At 39.7% G+C, this 16,104-nt stretch carries 12 protein-coding genes; 3 read left to right on the plus strand and 9 right to left on the minus strand.

Translation table 11 applies throughout. The annotated features are described in order from the left end of the window. Positions 1-199: 199 nt before the first annotated feature. A complete protein-coding gene (locus AAV97_RS09090) occupies positions 200-1,573 on the minus strand; it encodes an AAA family ATPase (RefSeq protein WP_046760392.1) in 1,374 nt (457 codons plus the stop codon). Positions 1,574-1,665: 92 nt separating this feature from the next. After that, complete coding sequence (locus tag AAV97_RS09095) at positions 1,666-3,159, minus strand: UvrD-helicase domain-containing protein (RefSeq protein WP_004825357.1); 1,494 nt, start codon at positions 3,157-3,159, stop codon at positions 1,666-1,668. 282 nt (positions 3,160-3,441) lie between these two features. Here AAV97_RS09095 and AAV97_RS09100 point away from each other — a divergent pair, with 282 nt between their 5' ends. Beyond that, a complete protein-coding gene (locus AAV97_RS09100; RefSeq protein ID WP_046760393.1) occupies positions 3,442-5,430 on the plus strand; it encodes a PhoX family protein in 1,989 nt (662 codons plus the stop codon). Between the two features lie 145 nt (positions 5,431-5,575). On the opposite strand, the gene hisIE is transcribed toward AAV97_RS09100, so the two are convergent. Then, the gene (hisIE, locus tag AAV97_RS09105; RefSeq protein ID WP_046760394.1) at positions 5,576-6,361 is read right to left on the minus strand and encodes a bifunctional phosphoribosyl-AMP cyclohydrolase/phosphoribosyl-ATP diphosphatase HisIE; all 786 of its coding nucleotides are present in this window, start codon (positions 6,359-6,361) and stop codon (positions 5,576-5,578) included. Positions 6,362-6,482: 121 nt separating this feature from the next. Between hisIE and AAV97_RS09110 the strand changes: the two genes are divergently transcribed. Further along, positions 6,483-6,869: a hypothetical protein gene (locus AAV97_RS09110; RefSeq protein WP_227567158.1), complete on the plus strand. Its 387-nt coding sequence runs from the start codon at positions 6,483-6,485 to the stop codon at positions 6,867-6,869. Here the strand turns inward: AAV97_RS09110 and AAV97_RS09115 are convergent. From AAV97_RS09115 to AAV97_RS09140, 6 genes are all read right to left on the minus strand, one after another. After that, positions 6,830-8,119, minus strand: a complete 1,290-nt coding sequence (locus tag AAV97_RS09115) for an FAD-dependent oxidoreductase (protein ID WP_046760395.1) — start codon at positions 8,117-8,119, stop codon at positions 6,830-6,832. The genes AAV97_RS09110 and AAV97_RS09115 overlap by 40 nt on opposite strands. 479 nt (positions 8,120-8,598) lie before the next feature. Further along, on the minus strand, positions 8,599-9,681 hold the full coding sequence (locus AAV97_RS09120) for a patatin-like phospholipase family protein (RefSeq protein ID WP_046760396.1): 1,083 nt from the start codon (positions 9,679-9,681) through the stop codon (positions 8,599-8,601). A gap of 131 nt (positions 9,682-9,812) precedes the next feature. Then, positions 9,813-11,432 (minus strand): ABC1 kinase family protein, encoded by a 1,620-nt coding sequence (locus AAV97_RS09125; RefSeq protein ID WP_005034285.1) that lies wholly within the window; start codon positions 11,430-11,432, stop codon positions 9,813-9,815. Positions 11,433-11,435: 3 nt separating this feature from the next. Next, positions 11,436-12,107, minus strand: coding sequence for a ubiquinone biosynthesis accessory factor UbiJ (locus AAV97_RS09130; RefSeq protein WP_005034282.1), 672 nt, complete (start codon positions 12,105-12,107; stop codon positions 11,436-11,438). A gap of 31 nt (positions 12,108-12,138) precedes the next feature. Beyond that, the gene (gene ubiE / locus AAV97_RS09135) at positions 12,139-13,083 is read right to left on the minus strand and encodes a bifunctional demethylmenaquinone methyltransferase/2-methoxy-6-polyprenyl-1,4-benzoquinol methylase UbiE (RefSeq protein ID WP_005034279.1); all 945 of its coding nucleotides are present in this window, start codon (positions 13,081-13,083) and stop codon (positions 12,139-12,141) included. Between the two features lie 152 nt (positions 13,084-13,235). Beyond that, positions 13,236-13,943, minus strand: coding sequence for an FFLEELY motif protein (locus AAV97_RS09140; RefSeq protein ID WP_046760397.1), 708 nt, complete (start codon positions 13,941-13,943; stop codon positions 13,236-13,238). Positions 13,944-14,144: 201 nt separating this feature from the next. Between AAV97_RS09140 and AAV97_RS09145 the strand changes: the two genes are divergently transcribed. Next, the gene (locus AAV97_RS09145; protein WP_005034278.1) at positions 14,145-15,563 is read left to right on the plus strand and encodes a polyphosphate--AMP phosphotransferase; all 1,419 of its coding nucleotides are present in this window, start codon (positions 14,145-14,147) and stop codon (positions 15,561-15,563) included. Positions 15,564-16,104 lie beyond the last annotated feature (541 nt).

The raw sequence follows: 16,104 nt of genomic DNA on the forward strand, positions 1-16,104 counted from the left end.
TTGTAATTATACGCTTATGATTGCATTTGGCTGTCTAATCTTTAAGCCATGCGTCACAATCTATAGGTTTTATCGTCCTTGCTAAAAAATCAGTTAAAAGTAAAGAACGTCATGATTTGAGAATGATGAAAAAAATAGAGATTGAAAATTTCTCAACATTCATTCATATCTGTAAGTTAACGCTCAGATCAAACCCAGTTTAGAGCAATGATTTATGTGAAGATTGATCATCACCTGATTGGATTAAACGTTTCAATTCAGCTTGTTGTTGTTCATTGAGTTGTTGAAATTGTTGAAACAATTGTTGAGCATTTAGGCTCTGCATACTGGGTTCAAGTAAAGGTTGTTCGGTATCTTTGGGAATTTCTTTTAATAAATTTTCATAGATGTGTTGATATTCATCCCATACATCATTGCTTTTAATTTCATGAAGTTGTTTGTTTTCAAGCTTAAAGCACTGATATTCATCCGCTTGCTCTAACAAGGCTTCATGACTTGCGGTTGCAATAATTTGGAGGCGTGGAAATGCCATATTTAAGCGATCCAGAATGAACTGTAATCCGAGTTGATCTAAGTCAACATCAATTTGATCGATCAGCAAGATTCCTTCGCCTTCTTCACATGGATAAAGGCTCAGTGGGTTAAGTAAACACAGTCGACGTACAATATCACCCACCAACGCCAGCCAATTTTTAACGGTATTGGATAATTGCTGATAACTAAAATTCTGGTCTTTATAGGTGACCATAAGTTGTAGTTTTGGTTGGTACTCAAGATAGATATCGGTGATCTCCGGAATAATCGTATTTAAGCTCTTTTTTAATGCCTGTAAGCTAGGCGCGTGTAACTGTGAATGCGCTTGAAATAAAAGATGTTGAAAGTCTTGATCAGAGTGATCAGCAGGCTGTTTTTTTTCTAAAATATTTTGAAATAATTGTGCGAGTTGAGCATTTTCAATATCGCTCATTTCTCTGAACCATTCGAAAAAACGTGCAAATGTGGTGTAAGGAATTGGCACCAGTTCATAGGCGTTATGTGGCTGTAAAACGATTGGATTGTTTTTATTGAGAATATTAACTTCATTGACAAAACGTTCAGCAGGGTAATACGCAAGCATGGGTAATCCTTGTACGGGATCATTTTTAATGACTTGGTTATAACGTTCGACCAACTGTTCGAGTTGCTGTAAATCAACTTTGCTGATGCCTATCCCTGCGCTATTTATAGTTTTATAAAGTTGCCAACGACAGCTTTGAGGATCATTTTCAGTCGTTGCACTACTTTCTGCCAATTGTCCCATTTCGGCTGGAAAGTGGATATTCACATCGATTTTAGATTGAACACGATCTTGCATAATATCCTGATCAAGCATCACGATCCCAGGTGTTCTTAAATCTTTCAGGCGAGCGGGAAACCAGCTCAGCGCTTGATAAATATTCTTAATAATGGCGGTTTTACCGCTGGCTTGATCGCCTACAATGAGCGTAGTCGATTTATTATTTTTATCATTAAAATTTATTTTTAAATCAGCAAAATGGTATGTATGCCGAAAATGAATTGATTCTAGTTTCATAAGATACCTGACATTTAACGGGCAGCGTGAAAATCTATGGCGATTCATCTTTTGACTATATGATTTTACATCTTGATGAAAGGACCAAAACCTTATGCTGTCGCCTTATTTTTAAATGGAGTTTTTACTTTCAGTTGTTGAACCAGATCATAAATGTGATGAATATTTAAACTGACTTTTGCTCGGGTACAAGCGACATATAAAAGTCTCAGTTCTTCATCACTGATTTTATGTTCCAAACCGTTTATTTTAAATTGGTAATCATCTTCGATATGAACGCGATTCCACTCAAGCCCCTTGGCTTTATGTGCGGTAGAAATCACATAATCAGCTTGCTCTATTGGGGTAATTTTAGCAAGTGCTTTTTTGAGTGGGTCTGTACCATGATCATCAACCAATTTAACTAAAGGCTTGATATCGCTGCCATCATTGGTTTCACAATATTCATGTACATCATGCCAAGAATTAAACCATGCCAATTCAGGAACATCGATCACTCGTTTGCCTTGTTTTAATAGACTTGCGGCATCGACAAAACGGTTTAGTTTGGCATGATCGGCTTGTAAGCTGACTTTATCTCCCTGAACCAAGCCTGAAAGAAGTAATTCCATTGCACGCGCGTTGGTACGGCATAAAATTGCATCACGCATTTTGGTATGTGGCTTATTGACCACAGCGGATTTCATTTCTGAATTTCCCAAGAGAGGGACCGTTTCGTCCAAGGCACCAAGCAGATGATTTGCGACATCTGCTATTGCATCACCAAAACGAAACGAAGTGGTTAAACGTGATTCAGGAAGTGGCATTTGTTGCATGGCATTAACGGCACCACGCCAAGCGTAAATTTGTTGATGTGCATCACCCACATATATAACTTGGGTGTTGCGTTGGCGCAACAGGATGCCCAGCATCAAGGGGTCAGCATCTTGTGCCTCATCAAATAGCACATAATCTGCGGGAATAAATGGATCTGACAGTGCCCAGAGTTTGAGATAAATATCATGACCAATCCCTGCTTGATGGTTTGGATCAATAGACTCTAACCAACGACGCTCTACGGCTTTATAGAGGTGGGTTTGTAAAGATTCAACATCATCGGGATGTAACCAGCTGGGTGCTTGTATATGACGTGGTGCAGGATATTGAGAACTTGTTGAGCAGAAATAACTGACTGCGTTGGCAACCAGACTGGCTAAACGGCTCGGCATCAACACATATTTTTCATAACGACCACCCATCAAGCGTCTCAATGTAATCGGCTCAAGTCGATATTCTTTTGCAATAAAACTTGGACTTAGGCGAGGTAGACGTAATTTATCGGTTACTCCACGAGGTACACTACGAAATGCAAGTGAATGGAAGGTTCGGCAGTCTACATTTTGATGAAATTTATTTTGTGCTTCAGTTGCGATGGCTTTATTAAACGCCAAATACATCCCGCGTCGATCAGTCATCGCATCGCTGATTAACTGTAAAGTGGTGGTTTTACCTGTGCCAGCATAGGCAATCACTTTAAAGGATTGTCCTTTTCTTGCTTCTGCAATTGCAAAACTTTGCTCGGAGGTTGGGCTAAAAGAATAAGGCACAGTCGTTATGAAATCTTATTGGGTTGAAATTCAGTATGCATTGAGTATAGCAAAGAATAATCCGGGCTAGGGTGAAATCTATTGTCTTGTTGTTCAATGAGGATGAACAGAAGAATGAAGATAGATATAAAAAAACTCAAAACAACAAACCTGATCATTTTTATCATCATACGAATTTTTATATATGTTTGTCTTTAAAATGACTTAAAAGTGAAACTAGATTGTCATAACTGATTCTTAAACTGGGCTCGGGAAAATTCTATAACATATTCGGATAAAGTTATGACAAATTCAGCCAACCAACACACACGTCGTGAAGTGCTTACATGGTTAGCCAGCATTCCGTTTCTTCCACTTGGGGCAATGGCAACTTCTGCTACTCTTGCAGGTTGTAATGATGATGACAAAGATACAGTTCAACCCATCAACCCAGCTAAATTAAAAACTGCAACATTTACACCAATGGATGCACCAACGTTGGCAAACCCAGCAGCGATGGCGACAACAACAGTTGCTTCTAGCCTAGCCGTAACATGGGATGACAATACTAAAACTGACTACAAACTTGCTTATAAAACCTTCTTCCAAACAGGTGATTTGGTCAGTGATGGAAAGGGTGGCAAAATCTTGGCGGGTGGCTATTACGATATTAACAATAAGCCAATCATGGACAACTCTACTGGTTCACCACGTCAATTCTTCTCAGATTGTCCAGATGGAACATCTTTGTTGACTGTTAAAGATGCCAAGATTGATGGTGTAAAAGGCAATCCTGTATTTGCAGTTGTGCAATTTGAATATACCACACGTGATTTGGCGGGTAATGACATGTATGGCAAGTTGCCATCGCCAATTGGGGTGATTTCACTTGACCAAGATCCGAAAACGGGTCATTTGTCTTTTGTGAAATATCACAATGTAGATATGTCAAAAGCGCATGGCTTATGGATTACTTGTGGTGCAAGTTTGTCACCATGGGGAACACATCTTTCAAGTGAAGAGTATGAGCCAGATGCATTTGGTCAAGGCTTAGGTACAGATATGACCACCATGAAAGCTTATAGTAAAAATGTCTATGGTGATGAAACCTCTGCAAAACCTTATAACTACGGTCACTTACCTGAAGTCACTGTAAATAAAGATGGTACAGGCACAGTGAAAAAACACTATTGCTTGGGTCGTATCTCACATGAGTTGATTCAAGTGATGCCTGATAATCGCACTGCATTGATGGGTGATGATTATACCAATGGCGGTTTGTTTATGTTCGTTGCGGATAAAGAGAAAGATTTATCTGCTGGAACATTATATGTGGCGAAGTATTTAAATGAGTTGAATGAAACCTCAACTGCACAAATCCAGTGGATTAACTTGGGTCATGCAACCAGTCAAGAAATTGAAGATTTGGTGAATGTTCAAAATATTCAACCAAGTCAAATCATGGAAAGCTTAGATAAAGATCCACAAGATGCAAGCTATACCAAGATCATTCTGCAAAAGAAAACAGTTTGGGTAAAAGTTAAACCAGGTATGGAAAAAGCAGCTGCATTCTTGGAAACGCATCGCTACGCAGCGTTGATGGGCGGTAGTATGGCGTTTACCAAAATGGAAGGAACAACAGTCAATGCTAAAGACAAAGTCGCTTATTCAGCCCTTGCCAATATTCAAGATTCAATGATTAAAGGCAATGCTGCTTGGTTAGAGTCACATAATGTAGCATTTGCGAAAAAGATTTCTGCTGGTGGTATTGTTGCACATGATATGGCAGGCTCTAAGAGCGATAAATCTGGAAAAGCTATTCAAAGTGACTGGGTACCTTACCAATCACACATGCTTTTAATTGGAAAAGATATTGATGCTTCTGCTGATCCGTTAAATATCGGCAATACTTCTGATCCAAATACGATTGCAAGTGCGGATAACTTAAAATTCTCTGAAGCGTTACGTACATTATTCATCGGTGAAGACAGTGGTAACCATGTGAATAACTACTTATGGGCATATAATGTGGATACAAAGAAATTAGACCGCATTCTTTCATGCCCAGCAGGCGCAGAGTCCACAGGTTTGCATGCCGTAGACTCAATTAATGGCTGGACCTACATCATGAGCAACTTCCAGCATGCTGGAGACTGGGGCTCTTTGCACAGTAAAGTTCAAGCAACTTTAGATCCATTGATTCGTAGTAACTATAAAGATCGTTACGCGGCTGCGGTGGGTTATTTGACTGCTGATCCAATCGCGCCTTCTGTTGAGAAGAAATCTTCTTAATTTAAGATTTGAATAAAAAAGCAGCGAATACTCGCTGCTTTTTTATGACTCAATTTTATTGCAGCAAGATTGAAACACAGACATCAAAAACGCGCTTAAAATTGCGCGTTTTTCTGAGTTAAAATGCCAATATTACATCTGCCAATTAATGCTCACGGTTGGCTTTTTCAACTAAACCCGAAAGCCCTTGACGACGTGCAAGCTCGTTTAAGACCAGTTGTACATCCAAATCAAAATAACCCAGCATCACAATGGTATGGAACCATAGGTCTGCAACTTCATAGATTAAATCATTTTTATGATTTTCATTGGCTTCGGCTTTAAAGTCTTTTGCCGCAATGATGGTTTCAATGCTTTCTTCACCGATTTTTTCTAAGATTTTATTTAAACCTTTATGATAAAGCTTGGCAACATAAGATGATTCAGGATCAGTCGCTTTACGCTCAGCCATCATTTTGCCTAGATAATCTAAGACTTCAACTTGTTCAGCTTGGGCATTCGATGCATTCATCGCAATTGTATGTGCATTCGCTGAAGTATTTTCACCATAAATTGCTTGTGGATCTTTGAGTTGTGCGTCAACAATTTCCCAGCCATGTGCTGTCAATTTGCGATAAAAACAAGACTCACGACCTGTATGGCAGGCAATACCACCATGCTGTTCGATTTGTAAAACAATGACGTCAGCATCACAGTCTAAACGAATTTCATAAACAGTTTGGAAATGCCCTGATTCCTCGCCTTTGAACCACAATTTATTGCGTGAGCGTGAGAAGTACACACCACGCATTTTTTCAGCGGTCAGTTGCAGTGCTTCACGGTTCATCCATGCCACCATCAAAATACGCCCAGTTTGATGATGTTGTGCAATAGCAGGAATAAGTCCTTGTTCGTTAAATTTTACTTCATCGAGCCATTGCAGATTGTTCATAGGATTTCACCAGATTAATCAATATAAGATAATTACTTTAAACGCACGTGATAGATAGCGTAGTGCTTGTATAGTGTACGTTATTTCCAACATTTTAGGAAAATATTGATCATGGATTTCGTTGAGATCAAAAATCTTGCTCGCACATTTAAAGCCGAAGATGAAGGCATTGATTCAGCAAGTATTTAAATTAAAACAGCAGGGTGTGGGTTTATTGGGGCTCATTTATTTTGTGCAGATGAATCAACGATTGCCATTAAGCGAAGCAAAAACAAAGACTCTCAATTTTAGCTTTTGGCGAGCAGAAGAACGATTGGGCGTCGAAGAAAGTTATCAGACCATAATGCACGATTTTAAAGGGCATAGTTTTAACGAGCGTGGTTTTAATGAGCATAATTTCATCGAGCACAATTTTATCAAACAAGATGAGTTACAGCACTATCGCACTGTTTTGTATTACAGTGAGCATCATTTTTTTCGGTTCAGTGACGAGTGTGCAATGTCCTGATACTTCATTTGGCTGAACATACCTGATTTTAAACCTGTCACGGTGATTGCCATCTCCTTTCTAAAATAGGGTATTCGATACATCCAAGAAAAGCTAAAATCTCGCAAAGTACCTGCCCACCATAGATCAGATTGATAAAGAGGGGTAAGCAAGCGACTTAAAAATTGATAAAAATCAGTCGAGCTTTTCCGATGCTGATGGTAATTTTGCCAAAGCTTTACATGATCAATAGTTTGATTGTCTCTTGCATGCCGAATAGCTTGACCTAAAGCCCACGCATCTAACAACGCCATATTTGCGCCTTGACCCAGTTGCGGGCTCATTGCATGTGCAGCATCACCTATAATTCCAATACGCCCTTCACCAAATTTGGAGAGCACCACATCACGATAATTGGCTGAAAGCCATTGTTGTTTTTCCTCTGGATTGGCGATGACCTGCTCTAACCAATCTGCTGCAGGCTTCCAGCGTTGGGAAATTTCTTTGAGCCATTCGGAACGTGCGTGCTGATCGGGCAAGAAACTTTCTAGTTGGTTACTGGGAAGGCTCCAAAAAATACTAGAAAGTCGTTGCTGTGGTTGGTTTGGGATAGCACCTGTGGGTAGAATGCCCATCATTATTTTAGCGCGGTCATAAAATTGATGCAGGATCTGCGTATCCAGTGTTAAGCATTCAGGCACTATGGTCCATTTGGCTCCCCAAGGATATGCTTGATCAACTTTAACCCATTGACGGGGTCTCAGCTGACTTCGTGCACCATTGGCAATAATCACATGATCAAATACGTCTTCAAAATATTCATGATGTTGTGTACCGATGACTCGGATTTCATGTGAGGATTCATCAAGTCTTTCAATATCAGTATTCATGTGCCATGTGATCAATTCAGCATATTCATGACATTTTTTTTCTAATACATAGCATAAGGTCGCTCGATGGATTCCTAGACCATAAAAATCTGGGTGGGCTTGTACGTAATGACTGTCGACCAACTTAAATCCATTGGCGAGTTGACCTTCTAAACCTGTCACCAATGCACCCAGTTTCAATGCCTCTTCTAAAACTCCTAGATGCTCAAAAACAGCCAAACCAGAGGGTTGTAGTAATAAACCCGCACCAACAGGTTCAAGTGCATGCGCTTTTTCAAAAATGGTGACATGAATATGTTGTTGTGCAAGTAAAATTGCAGCGGCAAGCCCAGCTGTTCCTGCCCCAACGATGGCAAATTTTGGGGTGTTATTTTGATTCATTATTGGCATAAGTATTTTGAATGGTTTAAATTTAGCAAAAAAAATCAGTGATCAACACACTTTATTTTGTGCAACATCCTTGTTGTTTTGACTTTATATCAATCAATATTATTAACTGAATAAAAATGAAATAGTCTTTGCTTTTTTCATCAGCGAATTTTACCTAATGTCGCTATCACAGTTGACGGCATGGATGCCGCCGTCGGTCAAGGGCGATATGAGCAAAAACAAAGCACTGCTTTTTTTTTTGCAGCGCAAGATCCCTGTTAAACGCAAGATTTTTGTTATTTTTTCATCTCTGAAAAGTAAGGTATCGCTTACGCAAATCTATTTAAACTTTAGAGGAAAAGTGTGGCATTGCAAGCTTTATATCATCCAATAATATATCTATCGCCTTGATTTTATTTACTGTATGCGTTTTTAACAAATTGGCTATACTATGCGAGTTCTCTTGAATAGCATTAAATAAAAATCAGTGGCTATAAGTCCTGTATATGTTCAGCCCAGTTCTGCTTTTCGATCAATTCTAAAAACTCATCTCCCAGTCGCTGGCTTTCTGCGACGGATTGTTTCCATAGTGTGATCCGTTTTTGATCATCTAAACCTTTCATCACAAAATCTTTACGGTCAGGTAAACGCCCTAGAGCTAATGATTCTAAATAGGCTTGAGAGGGCGAGATCAGTAATGTTCTCGCTTGGTTTTGAGGATTTGCAGTTCGAGATTTAAACATTTTATCGAACCAACCTGGAATAATTCGGTCGGTAAAATGTGGGTATAAAACAATGCCGTTACTTTCAAAAGGCAAGTCGATGTGATAGTCAATCAAACCACCATCACGATATGCACCTTGAGGTGCATTGGTGATATTTTTGACTGCTGGCGTAACTGCCGGAATTGAACCTGAAGCCATGAGCCAATCGGCAACATTGTCTTGGTCAAAATTTAGATAATGTGTTTTAAAAGCATCATCTTGAATTTTAAATTGTGGAAATTGTGCTGGCTGACAAATTACGCGTTGCATAAACTTACTGAGATGTTGTCTAGAAACAGCATTACTGCCGATAATGCCCAATAAAGAACCATAAAGTGCAAGCTTCTGATCACTTTGAAATAAATGTTCTGCTTTGGCTGAAATAATGGTGAGGTGATAATCAGGATGCTCGACCAGTTTTTGGGTTTGGTGGTCTAAAATACTGTACAACATCTCCCGAGATATTTTTTCAATCTCTGCGATCTTCATCTTTTTATGAAAAGGTAAATGGATATATAACTCAGCCAAGCGCTCAGGTCCGAGTTGTTCTCCTTGTGCCAAAATTCCTGCAAAACGCCATGCACCAACGGATGAACCGATGAGAAAGCGGCGTTGCTTGGCACGTTGTAGAAAATCACCAAAAATCGCTTGATCAAGACCCATCAGCCCAATGCCTTTTGGACCTCCTGCTGCGCCGGGGATTATATCCACGTGTTGTGACTGCAATCCTTCTTTTGCGATGAGTTGTTTGGCGAGTGAGCCTGCACGAAGGGTTAAAGCAGAAGGGCGTTTCTGTAAAATCTGAATCATTGCGACACTCACTCAAACGAATTTTTTCATTTTAAGTTGAGCGGCATTTTCAGCAATGGCGAGAGGTGTCAGTAGATGACTTTGCAGTCATTCAAATAGAAAAGCCTATTCATTGAATAGGCTTACTCATATTATTTGGCAATCCGCCAAATGGCTAAGATACTGGTCAAAATAATTAAAATAATCGAAATATACCAAGGCGCAATGATGGCTATTGATAGCAAAATCGCCATGAGGCTGCCAAAAATCCAACTTCGTTTTTGTTGATGCTCGACTTCTAAGCGCATCATTTGCAATTCATGTAGTTGTTTGGCGTGCCAAGCAGATTGGTTTTTTAAACCATTTAAACTATCAACCATTAATGTTGGAAAATCCTGAGCGCCTAAAAGTAAATCAGGAATTTTTTGTCCCAACTCCTTTAAGTTTTTCTGCGGATTCATTTGCGCTTTAACCCATTCAGTCAGAATAGGCTTCGCCAACTTCCAAATATCTAACTCAGGGTATAAGTCCGTTCCTAAGCCTTCTACATGTACCAATGTCTTTAGCAATAACATTAATTGTGGTGGGATTTCTAAATGGAAACGTCGAGCAATATCCATGACTTGAATTAAAATCCCAGCAAAGTCTAATTCATGCATCGGTTTAGACACCATCGGTCCAACAGTACGACGCATTTCACGAGCCAGCGCATCTTGGTCCGTGCCTGGTGGAATCCAACCCGCTTGATGCACAATTTGAATTAATTGCATAAAGTCGCTGTTCATGACCGCCAATAGCATGCGGGCAACAGTCATTTGGTCTTGCTTGGACAACTCGCCCATAATTGCACAATCCAGCGCGATATAGCGAGGATGACTTGGGTTTAAAGTCTCAACAAAGACATTTCCAGGGTGCATATCTGCATGGAAAAAATTATCTCGAAACACCTGAGTAAAAAAGATGGTTAAACCTTTTTCGGCAAGATCCTTACGATCCATACCCAAGCGCTCAAATGTTTCTATATCTGAAATCGGAACACCAGTGATGCGTTCAGCCACCATAACATCTTTGCTGTCCATATAGACTTCAGGCACGTACATCATGCTTGAGCCTGTGAAGTAATGGCGCATACGGCGAGTGTTGTCTGCTTCGAGTGTCAGATCGAGCTCGTTTAAGATGACTTGACGATAATTTTGAATAATTTCAGATAAATGTACTGCCCGTGCTGCTTCAAGGCGTTTTTCCAAGCTTGCACCGAGCCATTGTAAAATCTCAAAGTCTTGTAAAATCTGACTGCGAATATCTGGACGAGTCACTTTTACCACGACTTCACGACCATCATGTAAAGCAGCCGTATGGACTTGTGCAATTGAAGCCGCAGCTAAAGGCTGTTCATCAAAACGTGCAAAAATGCTTGAAATATTGGCTTTCAACGATTGCTCAATTCGTGTCTTAGCCACATCCGAGCCAAAAGGTTTTACCCGGTCTTGTAATAAAACCAATTGCTGCAATATTTCAGGTGGAATTAAATCCCGTCGAGTTGACAACAACTGTCCCAATTTAATTGCAAGCGGTCCCATTTCCTCTAAAGCTTCTTTGAGTTTAAGCGGATTTTTACGTTCTTTACTTGACCATGCAGCAGGGTGTAAGCGAATTAAAGACAATGCATGACGGGCTTTTTCAGGTAACTCTTCCGCAGGAACCAGTGTGTCGAGTCTATAGTGCGCTGCGATACGCCAAAGTTCGAATAAACGGGCAATGTGCGGAATCATAAATTAAATTACCTGATCTTGGTGGGAATTAAGTAAAGCTTGGAGTTGTTGGATTTTTGCTTCAATGCGATCAATATTTTGATTAAGCAGACGCGTATCGTGTTGCAGATCATCCATTTGCCAACGTGGAGCAAAAATGCCACTGTCTTCTTTTAAAAAATCTTCAGCAAAAAATAAATGGCTTTGTAAAGAGCGCTTTAGATGTTGAGGCGCAAATTGAATCTTTGCAATTTCATGGGCAAGTGCAGGACCAATCCATGGGCTTAATTGTGATGCTAAATCAGGTTCAGCCTGTTGGATAATCTTTTGAATATCCTGCAAAAGATGATAATCGCCCTGTAAAGGAATATTGCCAATCTCATCGGCAATAAATAACTTGACCAGTTCAACCACATTTTTAACGTGTAATGTTGCCGTCGCTTCTGAAATAGTACGGCTTTGATCAAAAGGACGCTGTTCAAAAACAGAAGGCGTTTCACTTTTGCCCGTTACGGTCGGTTCAAGACGAACTTTATGTTCATCAAAAAAAACATCGACAGAAAGCTGAGGCGCATCCATCACGACACGTAACAGTTTGCCTTGTAACTGATTGAATTGAATGCGAGTAATCGCATCCAAATTAATCCCATGATTGATGAACCGTTCAACTGCACCGAGTGCCAGAATTGACCACATAACCCAACCTTGCTTGTGCTATCTTGGAAAATTACAGTTTGAAACCACGGTGTACCGCAACGATACCACCCGTTAAATTGTGATAATCACAGTTTTGGAAGCCTGCATTTTCCATCATACCTTTTAATGTACGTTGATCTGGATGCATACGGATAGATTCTGCTAAATATTTATAGCTTTCAGAATCATTCGCCACAATTTTACCCATGATCGGCAATGCGGTAAATGAATAGAGGTCGTATAGTTTTGAAAATGGTTCAAACACAGGTTTAGAAAACTCAAGGATCAGTAAGCGACCACCTGGTTTTAAAACACGATACATAGCTTGTAATGCAGCATCTTTATCGGTGACATTACGTAAGCCAAAGCTGATGGTAAGCAAGTCAAAACTGTTGTCAGCAAAAGGTTCCAATGTTTCAGCATTTGCCAAAACAAAGTCAACATTGGTACAGCCAGCATCGATCAAACGATCACGACCAACATTCAACATTGACTCATTAATATCTGACAAGACCACATGACCCGTAGGACCGACCTCACGACTGAAAACTTTGGCTAAGTCACCCGTTCCACCTGCAATATCAAGTACATGTTGCCCACGGCGCACGCCAGACATGTTAATCGCAAAGCGTTTCCATAAACGATGAATACCAAATGACATCAGGTCGTTCATGATGTCATATTTGCTTGCCACAGAATGAAATACTTCGGCAACTTTTTGTGCCTTTTCTTCACTGTTTACAGTGGAATAACCGAAGTGGGTTGTTGCACCGACATTGCCCGTATTTGCACCACGTGGCAGATTATATTTAGGCACTTGACCTGACACAGGTGTATCCGTCATCTGCTGTTGTAATGATTGCTGTTGCCCCTGAGGCGCACCTTGCGGTAATGGTTCACTTAGAAATGGACTCACTTTGTCTGTATTTGTTGCCGTTTCAGCTGATGCTGTTGGCTTTTGGTTTTCATTCGACATTTGAGTCACTCCTGAACACAAAAATAGGAAATTTTATATTGCACTGCATAATGACAGATTCTGCAAAATTTTGCAGTCCTCATGATGCAATTGTTATGAATAATATACAAAAACCGATCTAAAAGATCGGTTTGATAATGGCGCAAATCCGATTAGATTTGGAAAGGATTGGGATCGCCACGATGGACTTTTTCAACAATCTCTCGTTCTTTGAGCGTAAATTCATGGATAAATTGAGCAGCAGATTTCATGGGCTTCATGGCAACAAAGCCTTCACCAATAAAGTCATACATCAATTCAAATTTATATTTTGTTGCCGCACCTTTACACATTTTAAAAGCGGTATGCATAATAAATGAACGCATATACTTATCGAGTGCACTCCCTAAATCATCCAGTAAGCTCAACTGTTGTTGGCGAGCTTCAGCTTGATCGAGTTTTAACAAAGTCAGTCGCATCATTTCATCATCAATGATTTGATGTGCAGGATACTCTTTGAGTAATTGTGCTGCGACTTGCTCATCCAGCTGCATGGCAAGTACAGCCAAACCAACAGATTTTAGTCCGGTTTTGATGGCATTTTCAGGAATGATTTTTTCAGCCTTATGAGCATATTTCAGCAAACGTTCAATCTGTATCGCCAAATCATCAAATTCAGGTCCACCGTATAAACGATTGATGAAATACTTCGCCATCAATTGATTCTCTTTTTGATTAAACAAATCATGATGAGTGTTTTGGATACGGGCTTTTAACCAATCCTGTGCTTCATGCAGACGTTGTTTTAAAACCGGGTCAGTGTGATAGCTGAATTGTTGGTATTGTTCTAAAAGCTGATCAAGCGCAGCAAGTTTTGACATACAAAAACTCTAAATTTCGTTTATTTACAGGATAAAGCTAGTTTAGGGATAGCACTATGACAAAAGTGAAAAAACAATAGAGAAATATGGTCAGTGGATTTTTAAATCGGCAAAAATGCAATGTTTTGTACAGAAAATATATAACTCTGTTTTTTGCGAATGGGTATACTCGATAAAACCTTCAGATAAGTAGAGAAGCAGATGATTGAAGAACAATTACCGTTTGCGTTGCGTGATGAAGAAGAATTATCCGTTGATTTGATTGAGGCGCAATATGCGTTAAAGAATTCCAAAGACAAAAACAATGCCAAAAGTTTAGTCATTTTAGTCAGTGGAATTGAGCTGGCAGGTAAAGGGGAAGCTGTTAAACAGTTACGTGAATGGGTTGATCCACGTTATTTACGTGTTAAAGCAGATCCACCGAGCTTATTTAGCAACAAACAAAGTTTTTGGCAGCCTTATGCACGGCATATCCCATCTGAAGGTCAAATTCAGATTTTTTTTGGGAATTGGTACAGTGATTTGTTGTCAACCGCCATGCATGTTTCTAAGCCCTTAGATGAAACCATGTTCGATGCTTATATCGAAAACATGCGTGCTTTTGAACAAGACCTTAAAAATAACCATGTCGATGTAATTAAAGTGTGGTTTGACTTACCATGGAAAAGTTTGCAAAAACGTTTAGATTCAATGGATTCATCTGAACAACGTTGGCATAAGCTCATGGGGCTGGATTGGCGCAATAAGAAACAATACGACACCGTACAAAAGTTGCGACAACGTTTTACTGATGATTGGTATGTGATTGACTGTGATGATTGTATTTCAAGAGATCAGCAATTTGCCCAGTATATTTTACAAGCATTGAAAAAGTTACCCAAGCATAAAACCACGGTCAGAACTAAATGGAAACAAACGGCTGTTCCAGAAGCATTATTACAACCAGCAACGGATGAATTAGATAAAGATCAGTATAAGGATGAATTAAAAAAGCTCACTAAAAAAGTTTCAGAAGCGTTGCGAAACGATTCTCGAAATGTTGTGGTGACATTTGAAGGTATGGATGCGGCAGGCAAAGGTGGAGCAATCAAACGTATTGTCAAAAATCTTGACCCTCGCGAATACGAAATTTATACCATCGCAGCACCTGAACAATATGAGTTGCGTCGACCTTATTTATGGCGTTTTTGGACCAAGATTCAACCAGAGGAAAAAATCAGTATTTTTGATCGAACTTGGTATGGACGGGTCTTGGTTGAACGTATAGAAGGCTTTGCCAAACCTGCTGAGTGGCAACGTGCTTATGATGAAATCAATCGTTTTGAAAAGGACTTGGTAGACAACCAAACGGTATTGGTTAAATTCTGGTTAGCGATCAGTAAAGAAGAGCAAGAAGCCCGTTTTAAAGCCCGTGAACAAACACCGCATAAACGCTTTAAAATTACACCTGAAGATTGGCGTAATCGTGGACATTGGGATGAGTATTTAAATGCAGCGGCGGATATGTTTGAACGAACCAATACTGAATACGCGCCTTGGCATATAGTGGCAACCAACGACAAATATTCAGCGCGTATTCAAGTGTTGAAAGCCATTCTCAAACAGCTAAAAGCAGATTGAAAATTCTTAGGCGTTGGTAGGTATGAGAACATTACAAAAGATTTTGCTTGATCATAAACAGCATTTAACTCTGCCGAGTGAAAAATTAATTCAGCAGTTGCTTCGAAAACTAGATAATGATTCATACTTACCTGATCGTAAAAATGCTCAGAAATTGCACCTGCTTTCTACGAATGAGGTCGATAATTTTTTGCTCAATTGTTAGGCTAAATATCAACTGTGCAATGAGCTCTATGATTTAAGCAATCATGATATCGGCAGTTTAAGAGCGGTCTGGGTTGTATTGAGTTTCTCGAAAAATCCTGAGGTCATTCAATATTTTGATGATCTAAAGCTTGCACTGCCACGCTTTAGTGCTAAAGTTTAAATTGTTTTGCGTAGGCGATGATTCACTTTTCAGAGATGAAAAGTGACAAAAATCTTTCGTTGAGCGAGGGGTACATCCTCATACCCCCCGCTCAACATGGCGACATCCATGTCGCTTAAAGATAGCAAGACCATCTATGATTGAAAAGTACAAAATAAATGAATCATCCAAATC

This window comes from Acinetobacter sp. Ag2 (assembly GCF_001005515.1).
GTDB lineage: Bacteria > Pseudomonadota > Gammaproteobacteria > Pseudomonadales > Moraxellaceae > Acinetobacter > Acinetobacter bereziniae.

Coding starts and splice junctions, on each gene's coding strand:
- AAV97_RS09130 (WP_005034282.1), bottom strand. CDS start 12,107: ATGTGGTCAATTCTGGCACTCGGTGCAGTTGAACGGTTCATCAATCAT.
- AAV97_RS09120 (WP_046760396.1), bottom strand. CDS start 9,681: ATGATTCAGATTTTACAGAAACGCCCTTCTGCTTTAACCCTTCGTGCA.
- AAV97_RS09125 (WP_005034285.1), bottom strand. CDS start 11,432: ATGATTCCGCACATTGCCCGTTTATTCGAACTTTGGCGTATCGCAGCG.
- AAV97_RS09100 (WP_046760393.1), top strand. CDS start 3,442: ATGACAAATTCAGCCAACCAACACACACGTCGTGAAGTGCTTACATGG.
- AAV97_RS09090 (WP_046760392.1), bottom strand. CDS start 1,573: ATGAAACTAGAATCAATTCATTTTCGGCATACATACCATTTTGCTGAT.
- ubiE (WP_005034279.1), bottom strand. CDS start 13,083: ATGTCGAATGAAAACCAAAAGCCAACAGCATCAGCTGAAACGGCAACA.
- AAV97_RS09145 (WP_005034278.1), top strand. CDS start 14,145: ATGATTGAAGAACAATTACCGTTTGCGTTGCGTGATGAAGAAGAATTA.
- AAV97_RS09140 (WP_046760397.1), bottom strand. CDS start 13,943: ATGTCAAAACTTGCTGCGCTTGATCAGCTTTTAGAACAATACCAACAA.
- hisIE (WP_046760394.1), bottom strand. CDS start 6,361: ATGAACAATCTGCAATGGCTCGATGAAGTAAAATTTAACGAACAAGGA.
- AAV97_RS09115 (WP_046760395.1), bottom strand. CDS start 8,119: ATGAATCAAAATAACACCCCAAAATTTGCCATCGTTGGGGCAGGAACA.